This window comes from Candidatus Nitrosopumilus sp. (assembly GCF_029882185.1).
GTDB lineage: Archaea > Thermoproteota > Nitrososphaeria > Nitrososphaerales > Nitrosopumilaceae > Nitrosopumilus.
In genome coordinates, this window is sequence record NZ_JAOULD010000015.1 from 15,128 (window position 1) to 33,818 (window position 18,691).

19 protein-coding genes are annotated in these 18,691 nt (G+C 36.3%); 6 read left to right on the plus strand and 13 right to left on the minus strand.

Annotated features, from left to right (window positions below; all coding sequences use genetic code 11):
• Nucleotide 1 precedes the first annotated feature (1 nt).
• From dph5 to OEW78_RS05940, 12 genes are all read right to left on the minus strand, one after another.
• Nucleotides 2-1,039: a diphthine synthase gene (gene dph5, locus OEW78_RS05885; RefSeq protein ID WP_300325488.1), complete on the minus strand. Its 1,038-nt coding sequence runs from the start codon at nt 1,037-1,039 to the stop codon at nt 2-4.
• Nucleotides 1,024-2,166: a M20/M25/M40 family metallo-hydrolase gene (locus tag OEW78_RS05890; RefSeq protein WP_300325491.1), complete on the minus strand. Its 1,143-nt coding sequence runs from the start codon at nt 2,164-2,166 to the stop codon at nt 1,024-1,026. Before OEW78_RS05890 ends, dph5 begins: the two co-directional genes overlap by 16 nt.
• Before the next feature lie 3 nt (nt 2,167-2,169).
• Nucleotides 2,170-3,012: a lysine biosynthesis protein LysX gene (lysX, locus tag OEW78_RS05895; RefSeq protein ID WP_300325494.1), complete on the minus strand. Its 843-nt coding sequence runs from the start codon at nt 3,010-3,012 to the stop codon at nt 2,170-2,172.
• Nucleotides 3,009-3,176, minus strand: coding sequence for an alpha-aminoadipate/glutamate carrier protein LysW (locus OEW78_RS05900; RefSeq protein ID WP_300325497.1), 168 nt, complete (start codon nt 3,174-3,176; stop codon nt 3,009-3,011). Before OEW78_RS05900 ends, lysX (OEW78_RS05895) begins: the two co-directional genes overlap by 4 nt.
• 22 nt (nt 3,177-3,198) lie before the next feature.
• Nucleotides 3,199-4,365 carry a 2-isopropylmalate synthase gene (locus OEW78_RS05905; protein ID WP_300325500.1) on the minus strand — a complete coding sequence of 389 codons (1,167 nt, stop codon included), beginning with the start codon at nt 4,363-4,365 and terminating at the stop codon, nt 3,199-3,201.
• A gap of 117 nt (nt 4,366-4,482) precedes the next feature.
• A complete protein-coding gene (lysM, locus tag OEW78_RS05910; RefSeq protein WP_300325503.1) occupies nt 4,483-4,902 on the minus strand; it encodes an HTH-type transcriptional regulator LysM in 420 nt (139 codons plus the stop codon).
• Nucleotides 4,889-6,070 carry an acetylornithine/succinylornithine family transaminase gene (locus OEW78_RS05915; protein ID WP_300325506.1) on the minus strand — a complete coding sequence of 394 codons (1,182 nt, stop codon included), beginning with the start codon at nt 6,068-6,070 and terminating at the stop codon, nt 4,889-4,891. The genes lysM and OEW78_RS05915 overlap by 14 nt, the downstream gene beginning before the upstream one ends.
• Nucleotides 6,063-6,866, minus strand: a complete 804-nt coding sequence (locus OEW78_RS05920; protein WP_300325511.1) for a [LysW]-aminoadipate/[LysW]-glutamate kinase — start codon at nt 6,864-6,866, stop codon at nt 6,063-6,065. Before OEW78_RS05920 ends, OEW78_RS05915 begins: the two co-directional genes overlap by 8 nt.
• Before the next feature lie 2 nt (nt 6,867-6,868).
• Nucleotides 6,869-7,915, minus strand: coding sequence for an N-acetyl-gamma-glutamyl-phosphate reductase (gene argC / locus OEW78_RS05925; protein WP_300325514.1), 1,047 nt, complete (start codon nt 7,913-7,915; stop codon nt 6,869-6,871).
• A 28-nt stretch (nt 7,916-7,943) separates the two neighbouring features.
• The gene (gene lysX, locus OEW78_RS05930; RefSeq protein ID WP_300325517.1) at nt 7,944-8,801 is read right to left on the minus strand and encodes a lysine biosynthesis protein LysX; all 858 of its coding nucleotides are present in this window, start codon (nt 8,799-8,801) and stop codon (nt 7,944-7,946) included.
• On the minus strand, nt 8,801-8,968 hold the full coding sequence (locus OEW78_RS05935) for an alpha-aminoadipate/glutamate carrier protein LysW (RefSeq protein ID WP_300325520.1): 168 nt from the start codon (nt 8,966-8,968) through the stop codon (nt 8,801-8,803). Before OEW78_RS05935 ends, lysX (OEW78_RS05930) begins: the two co-directional genes overlap by 1 nt.
• Complete coding sequence (locus OEW78_RS05940) at nt 8,965-10,164, minus strand: argininosuccinate synthase (RefSeq protein WP_300325523.1); 1,200 nt, start codon at nt 10,162-10,164, stop codon at nt 8,965-8,967. Before OEW78_RS05940 ends, OEW78_RS05935 begins: the two co-directional genes overlap by 4 nt.
• A 132-nt stretch (nt 10,165-10,296) precedes the next feature.
• Between OEW78_RS05940 and OEW78_RS05945 the strand changes: the two genes are divergently transcribed.
• From OEW78_RS05945 to OEW78_RS05960, 4 genes are all read left to right on the plus strand, one after another.
• Entirely contained in the window at nt 10,297-11,322 is a 1,026-nt protein-coding gene (locus OEW78_RS05945) for an ABC transporter substrate-binding protein (RefSeq protein ID WP_300325526.1), read from the plus strand.
• Nucleotides 11,319-12,083 (plus strand): ABC transporter ATP-binding protein, encoded by a 765-nt coding sequence (locus OEW78_RS05950; protein WP_300325529.1) that lies wholly within the window; start codon nt 11,319-11,321, stop codon nt 12,081-12,083. The genes OEW78_RS05945 and OEW78_RS05950 overlap by 4 nt, the downstream gene beginning before the upstream one ends.
• Nucleotides 12,084-12,088: 5 nt before the next feature.
• The gene (locus OEW78_RS05955; RefSeq protein WP_300325532.1) at nt 12,089-12,847 is read left to right on the plus strand and encodes an ABC transporter permease; all 759 of its coding nucleotides are present in this window, start codon (nt 12,089-12,091) and stop codon (nt 12,845-12,847) included.
• Between the two features lie 121 nt (nt 12,848-12,968).
• Nucleotides 12,969-16,271 (plus strand): multicopper oxidase domain-containing protein, encoded by a 3,303-nt coding sequence (locus tag OEW78_RS05960; RefSeq protein ID WP_300325535.1) that lies wholly within the window; start codon nt 12,969-12,971, stop codon nt 16,269-16,271.
• A 30-nt stretch (nt 16,272-16,301) separates the two neighbouring features.
• Here OEW78_RS05960 and OEW78_RS05965 read toward each other — a convergent pair whose 3' ends face one another.
• A complete protein-coding gene (locus OEW78_RS05965) occupies nt 16,302-17,402 on the minus strand; it encodes an MFS transporter (RefSeq protein ID WP_300325537.1) in 1,101 nt (366 codons plus the stop codon).
• A 107-nt stretch (nt 17,403-17,509) separates the two neighbouring features.
• Here OEW78_RS05965 and OEW78_RS05970 point away from each other — a divergent pair, with 107 nt between their 5' ends.
• Together OEW78_RS05970 and OEW78_RS05975 are read left to right on the plus strand one after the other, a co-directional pair.
• On the plus strand, nt 17,510-18,472 hold the full coding sequence (locus tag OEW78_RS05970) for a homocysteine S-methyltransferase family protein (protein WP_300325540.1): 963 nt from the start codon (nt 17,510-17,512) through the stop codon (nt 18,470-18,472).
• A gap of 32 nt (nt 18,473-18,504) precedes the next feature.
• Nucleotides 18,505-18,691 (plus strand): hypothetical protein (locus OEW78_RS05975; RefSeq protein ID WP_300325543.1); only part of this gene is annotated, 187 nt, incomplete at its 3' end.

The following is an 18,691-nucleotide window of genomic DNA, read 5'->3' on the forward strand; positions in this document are numbered from 1 at the left end:
ATTACATCTTTGGTTCAAGGCCTTTTGCCAATCTCAATGCATCAACAAGACCATCTGCATAACCAATACTTAATATTGCTACCTCATCTTGATCATCTTCGAGAAATTTTTCTGCATCTTTAACATATAGTTCAGCATTTTCTAAAATAACTTGGAATTCTTTCTGGTCTTTGTATAGGGGCTCTACCTCTTCAAGTGCTTCTCTTACCATTGGGACATATTTTTTCATCATTTGAATTGAAATCTTTTTTGTTTTTTCTGTATTGTCAAATGGTTCGTCTATACATTGACCAAGTATTTTCAATGCATCTGATTCTGTGAAATGCAATCTTCCTGGAATTATTACTGTATGGGGTGGCTTTCCAAAATCTGTTTTCTTTAAACTGGATATTTTTCCTGAAATAATGGACTGATCTTTGAATCCTATCCTTGATGCAACTATGACATATGTTGATGAATCAATTACATTTCTTATTTGCCCTTTTTCAGTTTCTAAGAGTCCATTTAATGCATCCTTTGGATCTAGGAAAAAGTCTTTGTCTTGATTATATTCTAAAAGAAGTACTGTGTGATTTCCCTCTATGATATTTTTGTATATTACATAATATGGAGTTGTCAAAGATTTCATTTCGCTCATAATTGTTGCAATTCTTCCCACTTTGTAAAAATGCAAACCACATTCTCCTATCATGGAAGTAAGTGATGAAGACGCATGAATGGAGTGTGTTTTGATTTTTTCTTCAATGGCTCTTGTTCTTAATTCAATGTGAGTCGTTGCAATGTATGGATCCCCATATGCTAATAATGCCACTTTCTTTTTCTTTGCGTTTTTTAAAATTTCATTGCCATCTTCAACAAGCCATCTTTTTGCCAGTTTGAATTCTCCTTTTGTAGCATTTTTGATCTTTACTAAATCTGATTTTCCAATTGGACTGGTAAATTGCTCCAAATAAACAATATCTGCTTTTGATAAAACATCTAATGCCTCACTTGGAATTGATTTGAATCCAGAAATTCCTAAACCTACAAACCAGAGCATTGCTGAATTTTTCTATCGTGTAGTCTTTTTAAATGCTGTAGTGTTTTCTTGAGAATTTCAATTCCTCTCAAATATTCATCAATTGAGACTTTTTCGTCAATTGTATGGGCTTCATGCGGATCTCCTGGACCATATGTCACTACAGGAATATTCCATTGATTACCTAAAACATTCATGTCTCCTGTACCTGTTTTTCTGATAAGAGTTGGTCTTGAATGTTCTACTTCCATAACTCCAAGAGTAAATGCTCTGACCAATGGGGATGTGTGAGATGCCTCAAATGGCTCTGTTTCATCAAGAATTGAATAAAATGCTTCAACTTCTCTTCCCTGGGCAATTTCTTTGACCAAAGTTGCAATTTTTTGTTCAATGATTTTGCAGTTCATATCTACAGGAATTCTAATGTCAAATGTAGTTTCACAATCTTTTGGTGTCACATTATGACTTGTCCCCCCTTTGATTTCTGTCATGGTAACTGTAAGTAACATTCCTTTGCTTCTATTTTCTTGATTTGCTTCTAATCTGTCTTTGAGTTCTTTTACAAAAATCATTGATTCTTGAATTGCATTTTTTGAAAGCCATGGTGCACTAGCATGAGAACTATCATCCACACTAATTTTGAGATTGATTGCAAGTCTCCCTTTGTATGCAATAGTGACTTGTTTAATTCCACTTGGTTCTCCAAAAACTGCATAATCAATTCCCATCTTTTTCTTTACGAGATTTTTGATTCCTGTGGCATTGCCTTCTTCATCTACAGCTCCTACAAAAAATACGGTTCCGTTGTTGTTTTGAACTGATGCTGCAGCAAACAACATTGCCATTAACGGTGCTTTGGCATCAGATGCACCTCTGCCATACAATGCATCCCCTTCCTTTCTAACTTTGATTTTTCCTGGAACTACATCCATATGTCCACATAACATAATTTTTGGAGAGCCTGAACCTTTCTTTGCTATAATATTTCCCACTTCATCAATCTGGATATCTTCAAAACCTAAATCATCACATTTGTCCGCTAAAAATTCTGCCATTGGTTTTTCACTCAATGATGGCGTGTAAAGTCTGAGTGACTTCTCTAGCATTTTTACTGCAAACCTTGGTGTTATTGTGAAATTGCTGTCCAATTCTTACTTTTCTATATTTAGCGCGTAATCTAGCATTAAGGAAGGAATGTCTACTTCACAAACTCTTACTGTGTTTTTGTATTCTGTTGTATTGTTTACTTCGTGCACTACAAGTCCTTTCTCATCACTTTCCATTAAATCTACACCTACGATATCTCCTTGAATTGCATGTTTTGCCTTGATGCACATTTCCTCCATTTCTTGTGTAACTTTACATGGATCAGCTGTTCCTCCTAATGCCATGTTAGTTTTCCAATGCTTAGAAGAACGATAAATTGCAGCTACAATTTTGTCTCCTACCATAATTGCTCTGATGTCTCTTGGAGGTCTTTTCACAAATTCTTCCAAATAATGAACCTGATAAATTGGATACATGTTTTCTCTACTTTCAATAATTCCTTCAGCTGCATCTCTGTCATTTAATTTTGAAATTAGTCTACCCCAACTACCAACTGTTGGTTTGATTACTTTTGGATATCCTTGTGAATCTAATGCTTGTAAGGCTGCTTCTTTTGAAAATGCTACAGTTGCATCAGGTGTTGGCACTCCGAATTTTTTTAGTAACGTATGTGTAAATAATTTATTTCCTGCAAAAACTCCTGTGTAAAGACAATTGATCACTTTGACACCAATTCCTTCAAGAGCTGCAGTTGAATGAAGATTTCTATAGTAACTAACACATCTTTGAATTACAACTCCATAGTCTTCAGGTTTCTTTTCTAAATCTATTGCCAGTTTCTTACAATCAACCATCTGAATATTGATGTTCTTTTTCTTACCTGCTTCTAGCAGAGCTTTTTCTTCCCAACGGATGGTATCGTAAAGAATGGTAACGTCAGGACTCACTGTCCCCAATCCTCGCCAACCGTTTGGGCAGGCTTTAGATCGAAACCGTTTGAACCTTTAGATAGTTCAAAACTGGCTCCACATTCTGGACATGTTACGATTTCTCCTTCAAGTGCATCACTTGGGACAGAAATATCTGCATCACATTCTTCACATTTTGACATATTATCTCTTCATTATTCCTCTTTATTTATCATTAATTATCTTTTTTTCAAGTCTATCTTCTAATGGGATCTCTATTAGATCACCCATTCTTAGACCCTTTAATCCTGCAGCAACTGCTTTTGCACCTTCATCGTCTTTTTCCAGTCCCAATAATGACATCAAGTATGCTGCACCTGTTTTTCCAGCTAGTTCTCCAAATACTATTCTTCTTCTATTCCCAACTGCTCTAGGAGGAATTGGCTCATAGGCAGCAGGATTCTTAAGAATTGCAGCAAGGTGTGTACCTGCCTTGTGTTTGTATGCTGATGAACCTACAATTGGTTTAGAATCATATGGTTTGATTGAGGTGTATTCTTCAATTAATCTAGATAAATCAAGTAACATGTCTAATCTGAAATCATTTGGTGATTTGTAAAGATAGGTTAATGCCACTGCAACTTCAGCAAGTGGAGGAATTCCTGTTCTTTCTCCAATACCATCAATTGTAGTATGAATTTGATCAACTCCTGCATCACATGCTGAAAATGCATTAGCAACTGCAAAACCAATATCGTTATGAACATGTGCATCTAATGGGACATCTACTACTTCTCTTACTTTTTTAACAAAGTTATACATTCCAATTGGACGTAAAATACCAACAGTATCTGGGAGGCTTATTCTGTCTACTCCTGCTTCTTCAATTGCCTTACACACTTTGAGTAAAAATTCTGGCTCTGCTCTACTTCCATCCTCAACTGTAAATCTAATTTTTAATCCATGAGATTTTGCATATTCTACTGTTTCAACTGCTCTCTCAAGTGCTTCTTCTCTTGAAATTCTTAATTTGTCTTTAAGATGAATGTCTGAAATTCCTAAATATGCTGCACACCACTTTGCATCACAATCTAATGAAGTGTCAATGTCTTCTTTTAGTGCTCTACCATGTGAGACAATGTCTGCCTTTAATCCTTGTTTGATTATTGTTTTAGTTGCTTCTTTGTGATCATTTGAAACTACTGGAGAAATTTCAATTTGATCTACTCCGAAATAATCAAGCATCCATGCAATCTGAATTCTTTGTTTGTTTGTAAATGAAACTCCTGGATGCTGCTCTCCCTCTCTAAGTGTACTATCTAAAATTCTGATTTTCTTTGGATTTTTGTCGTATGCATTATACAGATTTGCATAGTGATTCGGATCTTTCATTACAGAAATCGTTGCATTAAATTGATGATATAAACATATTCGTACTAACTTCGTCGGAAATGCACAAAAATGATCCTAATTTAGTTTTTAAATTTAATTACAAAACGAAAGTCGTTTTTAGGCTACCTTTCTCAAAATAATGACAGTGTTAGTGTCTACTACTCCTGGAATCTTCCTTAATGCATCAATGCTGCTATTGATCTCTGCAATGTTTGTAGCACTCATAATTGTTGTAATGTCATATTGACCTGTAATTTCATAAACTGTTTTGACTCCTTCTAATTTTGCAAGCTTTAATGATACTTTGGATGTATCAGTTGCAGAATCCACTGAAACCAAGACAATTGCACTAGTTGCATTCTCTTCTCCAATTTCCAAAGTGAATTTCTTAATTGTTCCACTGTCTACTAGATTTTTTACACGTCTTCTAACTGCTGATTCTGACAGTTTGAGTTTTTTACCTATATCTACAAATGATTCTCTAGAATCTTCTTTTAGATAACCGATGATTTTTTCGTCTACTTTATCTTTGAACATCTCTTTTTTGCTCCTCTTCAGTTAATACGGAATCAAGAGCATGTAAAACTTTTGTTATGTCTTCTTTAGATATTACTAGTGGCGGAAGAATTCTTAGAATATTTCTTCCTGAATACAACATTAAGACTCCTTTTTCCATTAATGCCATTAAAATATCTCTAACTTCAAATTTCATCTCTATTCCAATCATGAGGCCCTTTCCTCTGATTTCTCTTATCATAGTATGTTTTTCTTTTAGTTTTTCTAACCCTTCTCTGAACACCATTCCCATTTTTTCAGAATTTTCAATCATTCCGTCTTCTGTAATTGCTTTGAGTGCTGCAGTTCCTGCTGCACAAGAGATTGGATTGCCTCCAAATGTAGATGAATGCTCTCCTTTGCTTATTGCAGCTAAAATGTCTGGTTTTACCAGAGTTGCCCCCATTGGCACACCGCCTGCAATTCCTTTTGCAAGACACAAAATATCAGGTGTGGTATTCCAATGCTCACATGCCCATAATCGTCCGGTTCTACCTAAACCAGCTTGAATTTCGTCAAAAATTAACACGATTCCTTTTTCATCACAAAGCTTTCTGACTTCTTGCAAAAATCCGTCTGGTGCAACAACAATTCCACTTTCGCCTTGTATTGGTTCTAAAATTACAAATGCAGTGTCTTCATCAATTTTCGAACGCAATGATTCTATATCACCATATGATGCAAATGAAACTTTTTCAACGAGTGGAGCAAAAGCTTTTCTGTATTTTGGATTAAATGTTAATGATAGTGCTCCAAATGATTTTCCATGATAGGAACCTTTCATTGCGACCATTCCTTTTTTGCCTGTAAACTTTCTTGCAAACTTCATTGCAGCTTCGATTGCTTCAGCTCCGCTGTTGTTTAGATGAACTTGCGTTAATCCCTTTGGGGCTAAACCAATCAATGTTTTCAAAAACTCTTCTCTTGTTTTGTTATATAATGAACTATGTACTGTTATGATTTTATCAATTTGTTCTTTTATTGCATCATTAACTCTTTTGTTTTTATGACCAACTAAAGCTACCCCGTATCCTCCCATACAATCAATATACTCTTTTCCATCTATGTCCCAAACATGAGAGCCGACTCCTCTTTCAATTGTTACTGGGAATCTCTGATAGAGATTACCCATGTATTGATCTTCACTCATGTTCAATCACCGTACAATTATCATGTGCAATAGCTGATGATATTGGATTTTTTCTTTGACCATTTCCAATCAAAGCTTCTTTGACTCCCATATCTAATGCTTCAGTGGATGCCAAAATCTTTTTTTCCATTCCTGGTCCAATTTTTGGCCTAATCTCTTTTGCTTCAGCCAATGTTAATTTTTGAACTAGTTTATCGTCCATTAATAATCCATCCACATTTGTGATGAATAATACTTTATCACATCCTACCTTACCTGCTACATATGCTGCTGCTCTGTCTCCGTCAATGTTGAGAAATTCTGATTCTTCACTCATTGCTATGGGTGAAATAACTGGTGTAAGCCCCTGATCTAGGAGGGATTTGATGAATTTTGCATTGACTTCGCGAATTTTTCCAGTATATCCGCCATCAATTGCTTGTTTTCTGCCTTTTTCATTTACAATTAATAATTTCTTTTTTCTATCAGCTTCGATTACTTTGGCATCTACTCCTGAAAGACCAATTGCATTAATGCCGTTTTTCTGAAGCATTTGAACAATTGTTTTGTTAATTCTACCTGACATAACCATAGTGAAAATTTCTGCTGTCTCCTTGTCTGTGTATCTGCTTTTGATACCGCTCGGAGAGGTTACAAATTTTGGTTCTTTTCCTAATTGTTCACATACTTTGGTGACTTCTTTTCCACCGCCATGAACAATAATTATTCCCTCTGTTTCTGCTACTTTTTTAATATCTGAAATTGTTGATGGATGTAAATCGTCTACTACACTTCCGCCGATTTTAATTGTGATCATTTCTAAACTGGAGTGAGTGGGGTGTATCTCAGTCCGTCCATTTCATCAAAACCACACATTACATTCATGTTTTGAATGGCAGAACCTGCTGCACCTTTCATTAAATTATCTGATGCAGACAATGCAATCAATCTGTTATTGTCTTCATCTAAATCAAATCCTATATCACAAAAGTTTGAACCTACTAAGAATTTTGGATCTGGGAATTTGTATAATCCTTTTTTGTCTCTGATCAGTCTGATGAATTTCTCTTCTCCATAAGCTTGACGATATAGTTTCCATAATTCTTTTTCTTCAATATCTTTTTTCAGGAATGTGTGGTTTGTACACAAGATTCCACGAACTACATCTACTGCATGTGGACTCATTGAGACATGAATTTTCTTTCCTGCAATTTCGCTGAGCTCTTGTTCAATTTCACCGGTGTGTCTGTGCTTTGCTGGTTTGTATGGTCTGATTACCCCTGCACGCATTGCATGTGCTGTTCCTGAACCAGAACCTGCACCTGATGAACCAATCTTTGAATCTACTACAATATGTTCAATATCAATAATGTCATTTCGAATTAATGGCGCCAGTGCCAGCATTGATGTTACGGCCATACATCCTGGACAAGAAACAAGTTGTGCTTTTTTGATTTGTTCTCTGTGTAATTCCGGAACTCCGAAAACTGATTTTTCTAAATAATCTGGATGTGGGTGTTTCCAACCATACCATTTATCATATGCTTCTTGATCATGCAATCTGTAATCTGCACTCAAATCAATCACTTTGATTCCTCTGTCGTATAGTGCTTTGACAATTTCAGTCGCTGTTCCATGTGGTACTGCTGTGAAGACCAGATCACATTTGTCAGTTAATTTATCATAATCTAATTCTGAGAATGTGAGATCGGTAAATCCCTTCAAACTTGGTTGGACTCTGTGTAGATATTCCCCTACATGTTGTCGTGATGTGACCATTGCGATCTCGACATCTGGGTGGTTGACAAGAAGACGAAGTGTTTCTCCTCCTACATATCCAGATGCTCCAACAACTCCTACTTTCATGATAAGACCACTTCTAATGTAGTATAATTTATTTTCTTATGTATCTTAGAGCAAATTCTACCATTTCTTTTGGTATATTTCGCTGTGCAACTCTTGATAATCCTTTGAATTCTACTGTGTTGTTTACTTCGTGGATAACTAATCCATTTTTCTCATCTTCCATCATGTCAATTCCTAAAATTCCTCCTCCCATGGCTTTGGATGCTTTAGATGCCATATCTTCCATCTCTTTTGTGATCTCACAAAGCTCTGGATCTGCCCCTAGTGCAATATTTGTCTTAAATCCTCCTGAAGATTTTCTATACATGGCAGCAATTGGCTCATCCCCTACCGTGATAACTCTAATGTCTCTTGGAGGTCTCTTGATTAATTCTTGTAAATAGTAAATTCTATCATGAGGGCTATCTGTAATGTCTCTTATTTCAAAAACTGCCTCCATTGTATCTTTGTCCTTAAGTGGCAATACCCCTCTTCCCCAACTTCCTATGACTGGTTTGATAACTAGGGGGAATCCTACTTTTTCCAAGTTTTCTGTTGCACTTTCACTTGAAAATGAAAAATATGTCTTAGGTGTTGGAATATTGTTCTTTTTCAAAAGCAATGTCATGAACATCTTATTTCCACAAATGTTTGCAACTTCAAATTTGTTTAGTACTGGAATGTCCATGAATTCAAGACTGGCTGTAAAATGGAGTCCTCTAAAATAACTAACACATCTTTCTAAAACAATATCTCCTAAATCATAATCTTCTTTTTTGCTATCTGTATTGATTTGAGTGATCTTTGCATCTAACATCAATACATCGTGACCTAATTCCAATGCTTCTTTTTGTAGCATCTTTTCTTCCGCTCTTAGACGGTCAAAGACAATACAAACTTTTGACATTACTCTCCCCAGTCTTCGCCTACAGTTTCTGCTTGTTTTAGCTCAACATTTGATCCGTCTTTTTTTGCGATTTCAAAGTCAGCACCACAATCAGGACAGGAGACAATTTCTCCTACTGAGGCATCGTCTGGGATGTTTATTGTTGCATCACATTCTGGGCAGTTCATGTTTTTGTTGACCTTTTCTTTTGTAATTTATTAGCTTCTGTTGACTGCATTCCCCATAATTCTACGAATCCTTTGGCTGATCTTTGATCAAATGTTGATTCTGCACCATAAGTTGCGATATCGTGACTGTACAATGAATAACTGGACTTTCTTCCGACTACTCTGATGCTTCCTTTGTATAATTTTAGTTTCACAGTTCCTGAAACTGGTTTTTGCGATGCTTCTATGAATCCATCAAGATCTGTTTTGAGAGGGTCTTGCCAGAGTCCTGAATATGTCAAATATGCCCATTCATCATCAATAATTGATTTGAACTTGTTTTCGTGTTTAGTATGGACCATTTTTTCTAAATCTGCATGTGCTTCAATTAGACAAGTTGCTGCTGGAGTTTCATACACTTCTCTAGATTTGATTCCAACAACTCTGTCTTCTATATGATCAACTATTCCAACACCTGCATTACCTGCTTTTTTGTTAATGTATTCAATTAATTTTACTGGCTCCATTGTGTTGCCATCGACAGCAATTGGGATTCCTTTGTTGAATTTAATTTCCAAGTATGTTGGTTTATCTGGTAAGTTTTTTGTTTTTACCCAAATGAATGCATCCTCAGGTGGTTCATTGTAAGGATCTTCTAAAACTCCTCCTTCAATTGCACGACCCCACAAGTTTTGATCAATACTGAATTTTTTAGCCACTGTATCTATTTCAATTCCATGTTTTTTAGCAAATTTTAATTCTGTATCTCTATCCAAGTTTTTATCTCTAATGGGAGCTATGATTGGAAGATCAGAACCAGAACGTAACGTGATATCAAATCTTACTTGATCATTTCCTTTTCCAGAACAACCATGTGCAAGTGATGTGACTTTTTCTTTTTTTGCAATCTCTAAAACTTTTTGAGCGATTAATGGTCTTGCAAGTGCTGTTGCAAGACAGTATTTTTTTTGATAAAGTGCATTTGCTTTAATTGATGGGAAAATGTAATCTTTGACAAACTCTTTTCTTGCATCAATGTTGTAGTGTTTTTTTACACCAAGCTTTTTTGCTTTTGATGCAATCTTTTTCCAATCGTCTCCTTGCCCAACATCTACTGTAACTGTGATGACGTCCATATCATGTTCGTCTTGAAGATATTTTACAACCACTGAGGTATCGAGTCCTCCTGAAAATGCAAGAATTCCTTTTTGAGTCATAAAACATCTTTTCCGTTATATTTTGGAATTTATCTTTTGTGATGGGATCAAAATCAATTATTTTGAAAAATTTTCTGACTAGCTTGAGCTAAAATTCGATGATTATTTAACCGCCAGATATAACGCTGTTTTATGAAAAGTCATTTGATTATTTCTGCCAGCATTGCAGTTATTCTCATTTCTGTATCTGGAATTGCTCTTAATTCTGAAAATTCTTTGAATGAAAATAAAATACGTATCGCATATTTTCCAAACATTGGCCATGCAATCCCGATAGTTGGAATTGAAAAAGGGTTTTTTGAAGCAAGTATAGGAAACACCACAAAGATAGAAACCCGAGTTTTTGATAGTGGACCTCAGGCAATCGAATCACTTTTTGCCAATTCGATTGATGTTGCATATGTGGGTCCTGGCCCTGCAATAAACGGATTTCTAAATTCAGAAAATCACAATGTGAAGATTCTTGCAGGAGCTGCAAGTGGTGGTGCAAGCTTTATTGTTCATCCTTTATCTGAAATAAACATTGCGTCTGATTTCGCAGGAAAAAAAATTGCCGCTCCTCAAATTGGAAACACACAAGATGTATCCTTGAGAAATTATTTGTCAGAAAATGGACTCAAACCAGCTGAAAAAGGTGGCTCTGTAATTATTTATAATATTCCAAACCCTGACATTTACACATTGTTTGTTAAGGGTGATATTGATGGTGCTTGGGTAGCGGAACCTTGGGCTACTATCTTAGAATATGAGTTGGATGGAAAACGATTGTTTCATGAAGAAGAATTATGGCCAAACAATGAGTTTGCATCTGTTCTTTTAATTGGCAATACAAATTTTGCAGAAAAAAACCCCACAATAATTAAAAATTTGTTGAAATCTAATAGCGACATTGCAGATTGGATTAATCAAAATCCTATGGAAACTAGAATTATTTTTAATAATTTTTTAAATTCTCATTTGGGCCAATCCTTATCTGATGATGTTGTAGATATTGCATTATCAAATCTTGTAATCACTGATGATCCTTTATCTGATTCTGTTCATTCATTTGCTGAGAAAGCAGATGCCTTAGGTTATCTTGGAAGAAATGGATATGATTTGTCTGGTATTTTTTACTACTTTGATACAAATTCTATCAATGGAAATGATACTACATGACCAAACTTGAGGCAAAAAATATTGTAAAATATTTCAGTCATGATTCTCACAAACTCAAAGCATTAGGTGGTGTGAATCTCAAAGTTGAGGCAGGAGACTTTGTGTGCTTGGTAGGTCCATCAGGTTGTGGCAAATCTACCTTTTTACGCATAGTTGCAGGTCTGGAAAAGCCTGACGATGGTCAAATCTTGTTTGACGGTCATATGGTTTCAGAGACAGGTCCAGAGAGGATTATGGTGTTTCAGGAAGGGGCATTATTTCCATGGCTTAAGGTTCAGGATAATGTGGAATTTGGATTAAAGATGGCAGGTATTCCAAAAGAAGAGCGTGCCAAAATATCTCATCGGTATTTGGATATGATGCAATTGACCAAGTTTGCAGATTCCTATACTTATCAACTATCAACTGGAATGAAGCAGCGTGTTGCAATTGCAAGAGCACTTGTAATGGATCCTGACGTATTGTTAATGGATGAGCCTTTTGCTGCACTTGATGCACAGACCCGTGATTTACTATTAGTTGAAATGCAATTAATTTGGGAGAAAACAAAAAAGACAATTTTGTTTGTAACTCATAGTGTTTCAGAAGCTGCAGTACTTGGAACCAAAGTTGCAATTTTCAGTAATCGCCCATCTGTAATTAAAAAAGAAGTTGACAATAATTTTCCAAGACCTAGAATAACTGAAGATGAATCATTGCTGAAATTTCAGCAAGACATCTTGGCAGAACTTAGACCCGAGGTAAAAAAAAGTAAAGAGTAACAATCATGGCAAAAAATTACACGTTTCATAGAATTGCATTTTATATTGGAATAGTAGCAGTTTGGCAAATCATTGCAATGCTTGGAGTTTGGCCTGAAAACATTTTCCCATCTCCATATGAGGTTGCAGAAGATTTGGCATATGGTGCAGCTGATGGTAGTTTGTTGTATGGAATAGCAACTAGTGTGTGGAGATTATCTATTGGTTTGGCAATTGCAATTGGTGGAGGAATTGTACTTGGAATATTTATGGCAAGAGTTGAGGTGATTAACCAAACTGTCGGTTCTCTAGTTCTGGGTTTACAATCAATTCCTTCTATTGCTTGGGTGCCTTTGGCAATACTTTGGTTTGGTTTAACTGATGGGGGGATAGTTTTTGTCACTGCAATTGGCGCTATTTTTGCAGTAACAATCAACACCTATACTGGAGTCAAAAACATCAATCCTCATTTTATTGAGGCAGCCAGAAACATGGGTGCAAAGGGCAGCCAGTTGATCACTTCGGTTTTGATTCCAGCAGCTTTTCCATACATGATTTCTGGCTTTAAACAAGGCTGGGCTTTTGCATGGAGGGGTGTAATTGGTGCTGAAATCTTGTTTTCATTCCTGGGATTGGGCTTTTTGCTTAATACTGGTCGTTCTCTAAATGATGTTTCGCAAGTCATTGGAATAATGATTGTGATCATGGGAATCGGTCTGGCAGTTGATGGTGTGATTTTCAAGAGATTGGAAAACAAAGTAATGTCTCGTTGGGGTTTGAGATAATTTTTTTATTAAAATTATTGTTTGTTATTTAATAAATAATACCATCTTATTGTACGATCATCGGCTTTGTTATTATCATAATTACTTATATTCCCAATGTGTGTGAATCTCTCAATAACTTATGAAACGAACACAAACAATGCTAATAACGACAGTTATACTTTCAATTGCATTGACATCTGTTTTTGCATTTGATTTTAAAAACAACAACGCTGACACTTTAGATACTCAAATTCCATTTGCAGCTGAAGCAAAACCTGGTGATCAACATAATATCACGATGGAGGCTGTAGCAATGCCTGATGGTTTGTATGCATACAGAATGGTGTCATACAATATCAATGGTGGTGATGACTTGGTCGGAACTCAATATTCTGGCAAACCCTCAATCCCAGGACCTACACTCATTTTGACTGAAGGTGATGAGGCAAATGTTACTCTTATCAACAGTGCTTGTGAAAACAACTTTGTTGATGGTCCATCACACCCACTCGGTGTACCAACATTTTCTGAAACATCTCTGCTAGGAATTCATGTACATGGTGTTCATTATGACATTAGTGATGATGCAACATATTCAAGAATGAACATGGCAGAAAGTTCAGGAGCTCAATGTGGTGGTGATATTGAATATAGTTGGATAGCTGCTCCAGGAACCGCCGGTGCGTGGCCATACCATGATCATATGTTTTCCATCAACGAAGTTGGTGCAGAAGAATTAGGTCTATTTGGCACTGTGATCATTAATCCTGCTAATGGTAAGGTTAATGGTCTGGTAGATGATCAAACCGGAGAAGTAAAACAAGTCAATATTGACAAAATTGAAAAAGAATTTGTTCTATGGATGGTTTCATCTGAAACTCTTGGTAGAAGTATTTTCTATGGAAATGAAATTGATTATGATACTTCTGACTATTCTGGTGATTCTGGAATTAGAGAAACAGCCCTTTGGACAAATCCAAATCTAGTTGCAACCGATGGCAAAATTTACCGATTCCATGTAATGGGATTAGGTGATGAAGTTCATGCATTTCATTTACATGGACACAGATGGACTGAAGACATTCATAAAAAAGCGTCTGAAGAGGATATCATCGATGTAAAGGAAATTGTTCCATTACAACGTCATACTTTCCTTGTTCAAGCAAGTGATAATGATGCTGCAGATTCAACTCATGATGATCCTGAAGGATGGATGTATCATTGTCACATAACAGATCACATGGAACAGGGAATGTCTGGAATGATGAATGTCTTACCAGAATACCAAAGTGATGATCTTCCAGTAATCGGTGCAACATTCACTTTAAGTGATGAACCAGGACTCTGGATGAAAACACTTGATGCAGGTATTGCTGATGAATTAGATAACTATCTTGCAGATAAAATTGGTCTTCAAATAGATGCAAAAGACGGTACAGGATTCCCACTAGGTTACATTAGTGATGCTCTAGAAGCAGCTGTACCGGGTGCAGGAACTGATTTCTCTAATTCAGAAGGACGTTCTCTTGCAGTAATTAATCTTGGTGAAACAGTCAACTTTGGAATGAAAGATTCACAAACAAAACACACAATCACCACATTGATTTATCCTCAGGGTGCTGAACTTTTGGGTGGGAATGGAATTCTAAATGCTGTTCCTGGTCTAAGTCACTTTGATCAACAATTAGGAATTAGAGGTTCTACTCTTTTGACTGATAAATCTGGTGTTCCAACGGGATTAGATGAACCTGGACTGTATGTCTTTGTATGTAAAATACATCCTTACATGTTCAGTGCAGTAATCGTAGATGATCCTGAAACTAATCTTTACATCGAAGGAGATCTTAACAAACCATTCCCATTACTTGACTTGTCTGAAAACCTTGTGGTTTTAACAAGAACTGGTACTGGTGTTGAATTTGGTGAATTAGGTACTACTTTCCCAACAGTTGTTCCACCTACCCATGATCTTGCAAAATCACTTCTCACAACATTCTATGTGATAACTGATCCAAACAATTGGAGAGATTATCAACAAGATGATTGGAACATCAATTTGCCACCTGTATTGGTCACTACTAATACAGAAGAATTGGCAGTTGCATTGCCTTACAGTACTGCAACAACACAATTTGCTGCAGGCGTATTGGGATTGACAAATTCTACAGGTAATGGACCAACACTTGCTCAAATCGCAGGTCTTGAAATGGATAAGGTTATTCCAAATCCTGAAGTAGAGGATCCTGAAATTGATGGAATTGGTGAGGTTTGGGTAAATACCCAATTTGAGACAACACTAAACAAGAATCATCCTGGAACTCCATCAGATAAACCAGGTACAATTACTGTAATTGACACAGGCAAATGGAATATTGAAAGGAAGATTGCACTTCCTGAAATCAATATGAATCACCCACACAACATGTGGACTGACACCAAAAACGAAGTGATCTATCAGACACAATGGTTTGGAAATGAAATGGCAGTAATTGATAGAGAAAGCGGTGAATTAATCAAAGAAGTGTTCACTGGACAATCTCCATCACATGTCATGACCTCTCCAGCTACTGATAGTATCTATATCGCTGTAAATGGTGAAGAAACTGTAAACGAATTTGATTCTGTCACATATGAGATGACAAGACAACTTTCAACAGGATTCCGTTCACATCCTCATGGTCATTGGGTAAGTAGCTCTGGTCAATATCTTGTAACTCCTGACTTTATTGGACTGAAAGCATCAATTCTTGATCTTGAATCTGGTTCTGCAATTAGTTCAGACAATGTTTTGTTTGGACCTATTGCAACTGGTATGAAAGGTGACGAATCTGTATTCTATACTGCTGACTTCTTGGGCAATTCAATGACTGCAATAGATCCATCTGATGGTGAAATTCTCAGTAACATTGATTGGCTAGACCATGGACTAATAGGACTTCCTATTCAAACACCTATCAGTCCAGATGATCAATACATGGTAACAGCACTCACACTTGGTGGAAAAATCGGTGTAGTGGATGTTTCTTCATCTAATCCTGAAGATCATTTTGTTACTGCAATCTTAGATTGTGATCCTGGATGTCATGGTGTACAGTGGGGAGCTAAAGATGGCGGTGGATACTATGCATATGTATCCAGCAAATTCTCAAATGTCATGATAGTGGTGGATCCTAACCCTGATGACGATGTTGAAACAGATGATGCAGAAATTGCTGGAAGAGTACTTCTTGCAGACAATGATGCTGATTCTGATGACCGAGTCATTGGATATGAGGGATTTGGAGGACAAGGTGTTCTTGCAATTCCTAATGTCTATGAAGGTTGGATTCAAAACACTGTAGATACTTGTGATGTGCCTGGAAATGGTAACGGTCCTTGTGGTAAAGAAATCAAAGATTTCTTAAAAGACCTAACTAACGACCAACAAGATCCCCTAGATTAAGTATAACTTCAAACTTTTCTTTTTCTTTTTTTATTTTCTAATCTTTAGTGATACCACAAATGCGCATATGATTACTATGATTGCAAAATACATCACTGCAGTATAATCAAACAAAAATGCAATACTTCCTGCTATTACTGGGCCAACTACTGTTGCAATTGATATTGTAGAGCTGAAAATCCCCGTTGATGTTGAACGTGGATTGTTTTCCATCAGGTGGAAATTTCCACCAATAAACAAAAATGCCCATGTTGCACCAACAAGTGACATAAACGGCATTGCCATCCACCAGTCTGTAATTACTGCTAACCCAACAAATACAAATGTTGTAAATCCTATACCGATTTGAAACTTTGCTACATTTGATAGGTGAATCTTGCTTGCCATAACATTCATCAAAATAAAAGCAGTCAATGTGTTTGCAACATACACAATTGATATTTGATAAAGTTCTGCACCTAATTTTTCCATTAACATTATTGGAAGAATTGTCCAAACTGCTGCTGCCCCAATATGTCTTAGTAACAATGATGAAAAGAGAAACTTGTTTTTTAAAATTACATTTTTTGTAGTTCCAGGTGTTAGTTCTTTTACCTGTTGCGGGTTTGGCAATTTGATTGTGAATAACAATCCAATCACAAATGAAGCAGCACTAATCAAGAAAATCAATCTCAGATCATTTGCAATTCCTGCAGCTGCAATTCCGGCAAGCCATCCCAATGCATGAAACGAAATTACAGTTGCTGCTCTCTTTTTGTCAATATTTGCCTCGTAGGTATATGCAATCATTGCAGGAATCATAATTCCGCTTGCAACCCCTGCAGCAATTCTGACTAGGAAAAACATGCCAAGGTCGTCTGCAAAATAATGCAATCCGAATGTAATTGCGCACCCAATAAAGCCAATTCTGATGAATTTGAGCCTGGTTCCTTTCTTATCTGAGTGCCTTCCAAAATAAATTTCAGATAAAATCTGGGCAAAACTAAATGATGCTACTAAAAGTCCAATCTCAAATACTGATTCTGTAACGCCTCTTGCTATGATAGGCATAAACACAAAGATTATGGAAATTCCAGCATGTTGAAAAAAAGTGGCACTACGAACTAGATTGTTTACTTGAGACTTTTGCATAAATATACAAAATTATCTTTAACCTAATTTCAATATACGTATCAATCACATCTTTCTGCAGTTTTTCTGAAAAGAGTTAAACTGTCCAGTATTACTTTGAAATCAGATTGACAGAAAAAGAATCTTTTCTTGATGCAATGAAAAATCGTATTCTGTTGTTTGACGGTGCAATGGGAACTGAAATTCAAAGACATGATCCTAAACCTGAAGACTTTCCAAATAATCAAGACGGGTTTAACGATGGCTTAGTTATTACTCATCCTGAATGGATTAAACAAATTCATAGAAATTATTTAGATGCTGGTGCTGATTGTATTGAAACTAATTCTTTTGGTTCAAATAAAATTAAACTTGATGAATATGGTTTTGGTGATCAAACAGTAGAGTTTAACAAGAAAATTGCTACTTTGGCATCTGAAGTATGCAATGAGTATACTGACAAACCTCGGTATGTGATTGGCTCTATGGGTCCTACTGGATACCTTCCAAGTTCAAATGATCCTGATTTGGGCCAAAAACCTTTGGATGAAATTAGAGAAGCATTTGAGTTGCAATCTGAAGGATTGATTCTTGGAGGCGTTGATGCATTACTCATTGAAACCAGCCAGGATATTCTTGAAGTAAAATTGGTAATTGAGGCATGTCACAATGCCATGAAAAAAACTGGCAAAAAAGTCCCAATAATTGCAAACACTACTTTAGATCAATATGGTAAGATGTTGCTTGGTACAAACATCCAAGCTGCATATACAACAGTATCTGACATGGGAATCGACGTATTTGGATTAAACTGTTCTACTGGACCAATTGAGATGACTCCGAGTGTTAGATGGCTAGATGAACAAAATGAACATAGTGTATTGGTTGTTCCAAACGCTGGCATGCCTGAAAATGATGGAGGTCAAGCAGTTTACAAGATGACTCCTGAAAAAATGGGTGCAGCTTTAGGTGATTTTCTAAATGAATTCAAAAAAGTCCGAATTATTGGCGGTTGTTGTGGAACAAATCCTGAGCACATCAAAGCATTAAGGAAGGTAATTGACGAAAAAGCTAATTCTATCAAGGGTTAAGTATTTACAAAAACAGATGTGATTTTACTACATTGACAGTTCCTAGAGTAAGTTCAGCATTGAAGGCAGTTGATCTAAAACAAATCCCACCACCTCTGATAATTGGAGAAAGAATTAACACTCAGGGTTCTCGTAAAGCAAAGAAACTAGTTCTTGCTGATGATTATGATGGATTAGTTGATTTGGGTAGAATCCAAGTTGAGGATGGAGCTCACTGTC

Excerpts from the sequence above, each read along its gene's own strand:
- dph5 (WP_300325488.1), bottom strand. The coding sequence starts at position 1,039 with ATGCTCTGGTTTGTAGGTTTAGGAATTTCTGGATTCAAATCAATTCCA.
- OEW78_RS05900 (WP_300325497.1), bottom strand. The coding sequence starts at position 3,176 with ATGTCAAAATGTGAAGAATGTGATGCAGATATTTCTGTCCCAAGTGAT.
- OEW78_RS05905 (WP_300325500.1), bottom strand. The coding sequence starts at position 4,365 with ATGAAAGATCCGAATCACTATGCAAATCTGTATAATGCATACGACAAA.
- lysM (WP_300325503.1), bottom strand. The coding sequence starts at position 4,902 with ATGTTCAAAGATAAAGTAGACGAAAAAATCATCGGTTATCTAAAAGAA.
- OEW78_RS05915 (WP_300325506.1), bottom strand. The coding sequence starts at position 6,070 with ATGAGTGAAGATCAATACATGGGTAATCTCTATCAGAGATTCCCAGTA.
- OEW78_RS05920 (WP_300325511.1), bottom strand. The coding sequence starts at position 6,866 with ATGATCACAATTAAAATCGGCGGAAGTGTAGTAGACGATTTACATCCA.
- argC (WP_300325514.1), bottom strand. The coding sequence starts at position 7,915 with ATGAAAGTAGGAGTTGTTGGAGCATCTGGATATGTAGGAGGAGAAACA.
- lysX (WP_300325517.1), bottom strand. The coding sequence starts at position 8,801 with ATGTCAAAAGTTTGTATTGTCTTTGACCGTCTAAGAGCGGAAGAAAAG.
- OEW78_RS05935 (WP_300325520.1), bottom strand. The coding sequence starts at position 8,968 with ATGAACTGCCCAGAATGTGATGCAACAATAAACATCCCAGACGATGCC.
- OEW78_RS05940 (WP_300325523.1), bottom strand. The coding sequence starts at position 10,164 with ATGACTCAAAAAGGAATTCTTGCATTTTCAGGAGGACTCGATACCTCA.
- OEW78_RS05945 (WP_300325526.1), top strand. The coding sequence starts at position 10,297 with ATGAAAAGTCATTTGATTATTTCTGCCAGCATTGCAGTTATTCTCATT.
- OEW78_RS05950 (WP_300325529.1), top strand. The coding sequence starts at position 11,319 with ATGACCAAACTTGAGGCAAAAAATATTGTAAAATATTTCAGTCATGAT.
- OEW78_RS05955 (WP_300325532.1), top strand. The coding sequence starts at position 12,089 with ATGGCAAAAAATTACACGTTTCATAGAATTGCATTTTATATTGGAATA.
- OEW78_RS05960 (WP_300325535.1), top strand. The coding sequence starts at position 12,969 with ATGAAACGAACACAAACAATGCTAATAACGACAGTTATACTTTCAATT.
- OEW78_RS05965 (WP_300325537.1), bottom strand. The coding sequence starts at position 17,402 with ATGCAAAAGTCTCAAGTAAACAATCTAGTTCGTAGTGCCACTTTTTTT.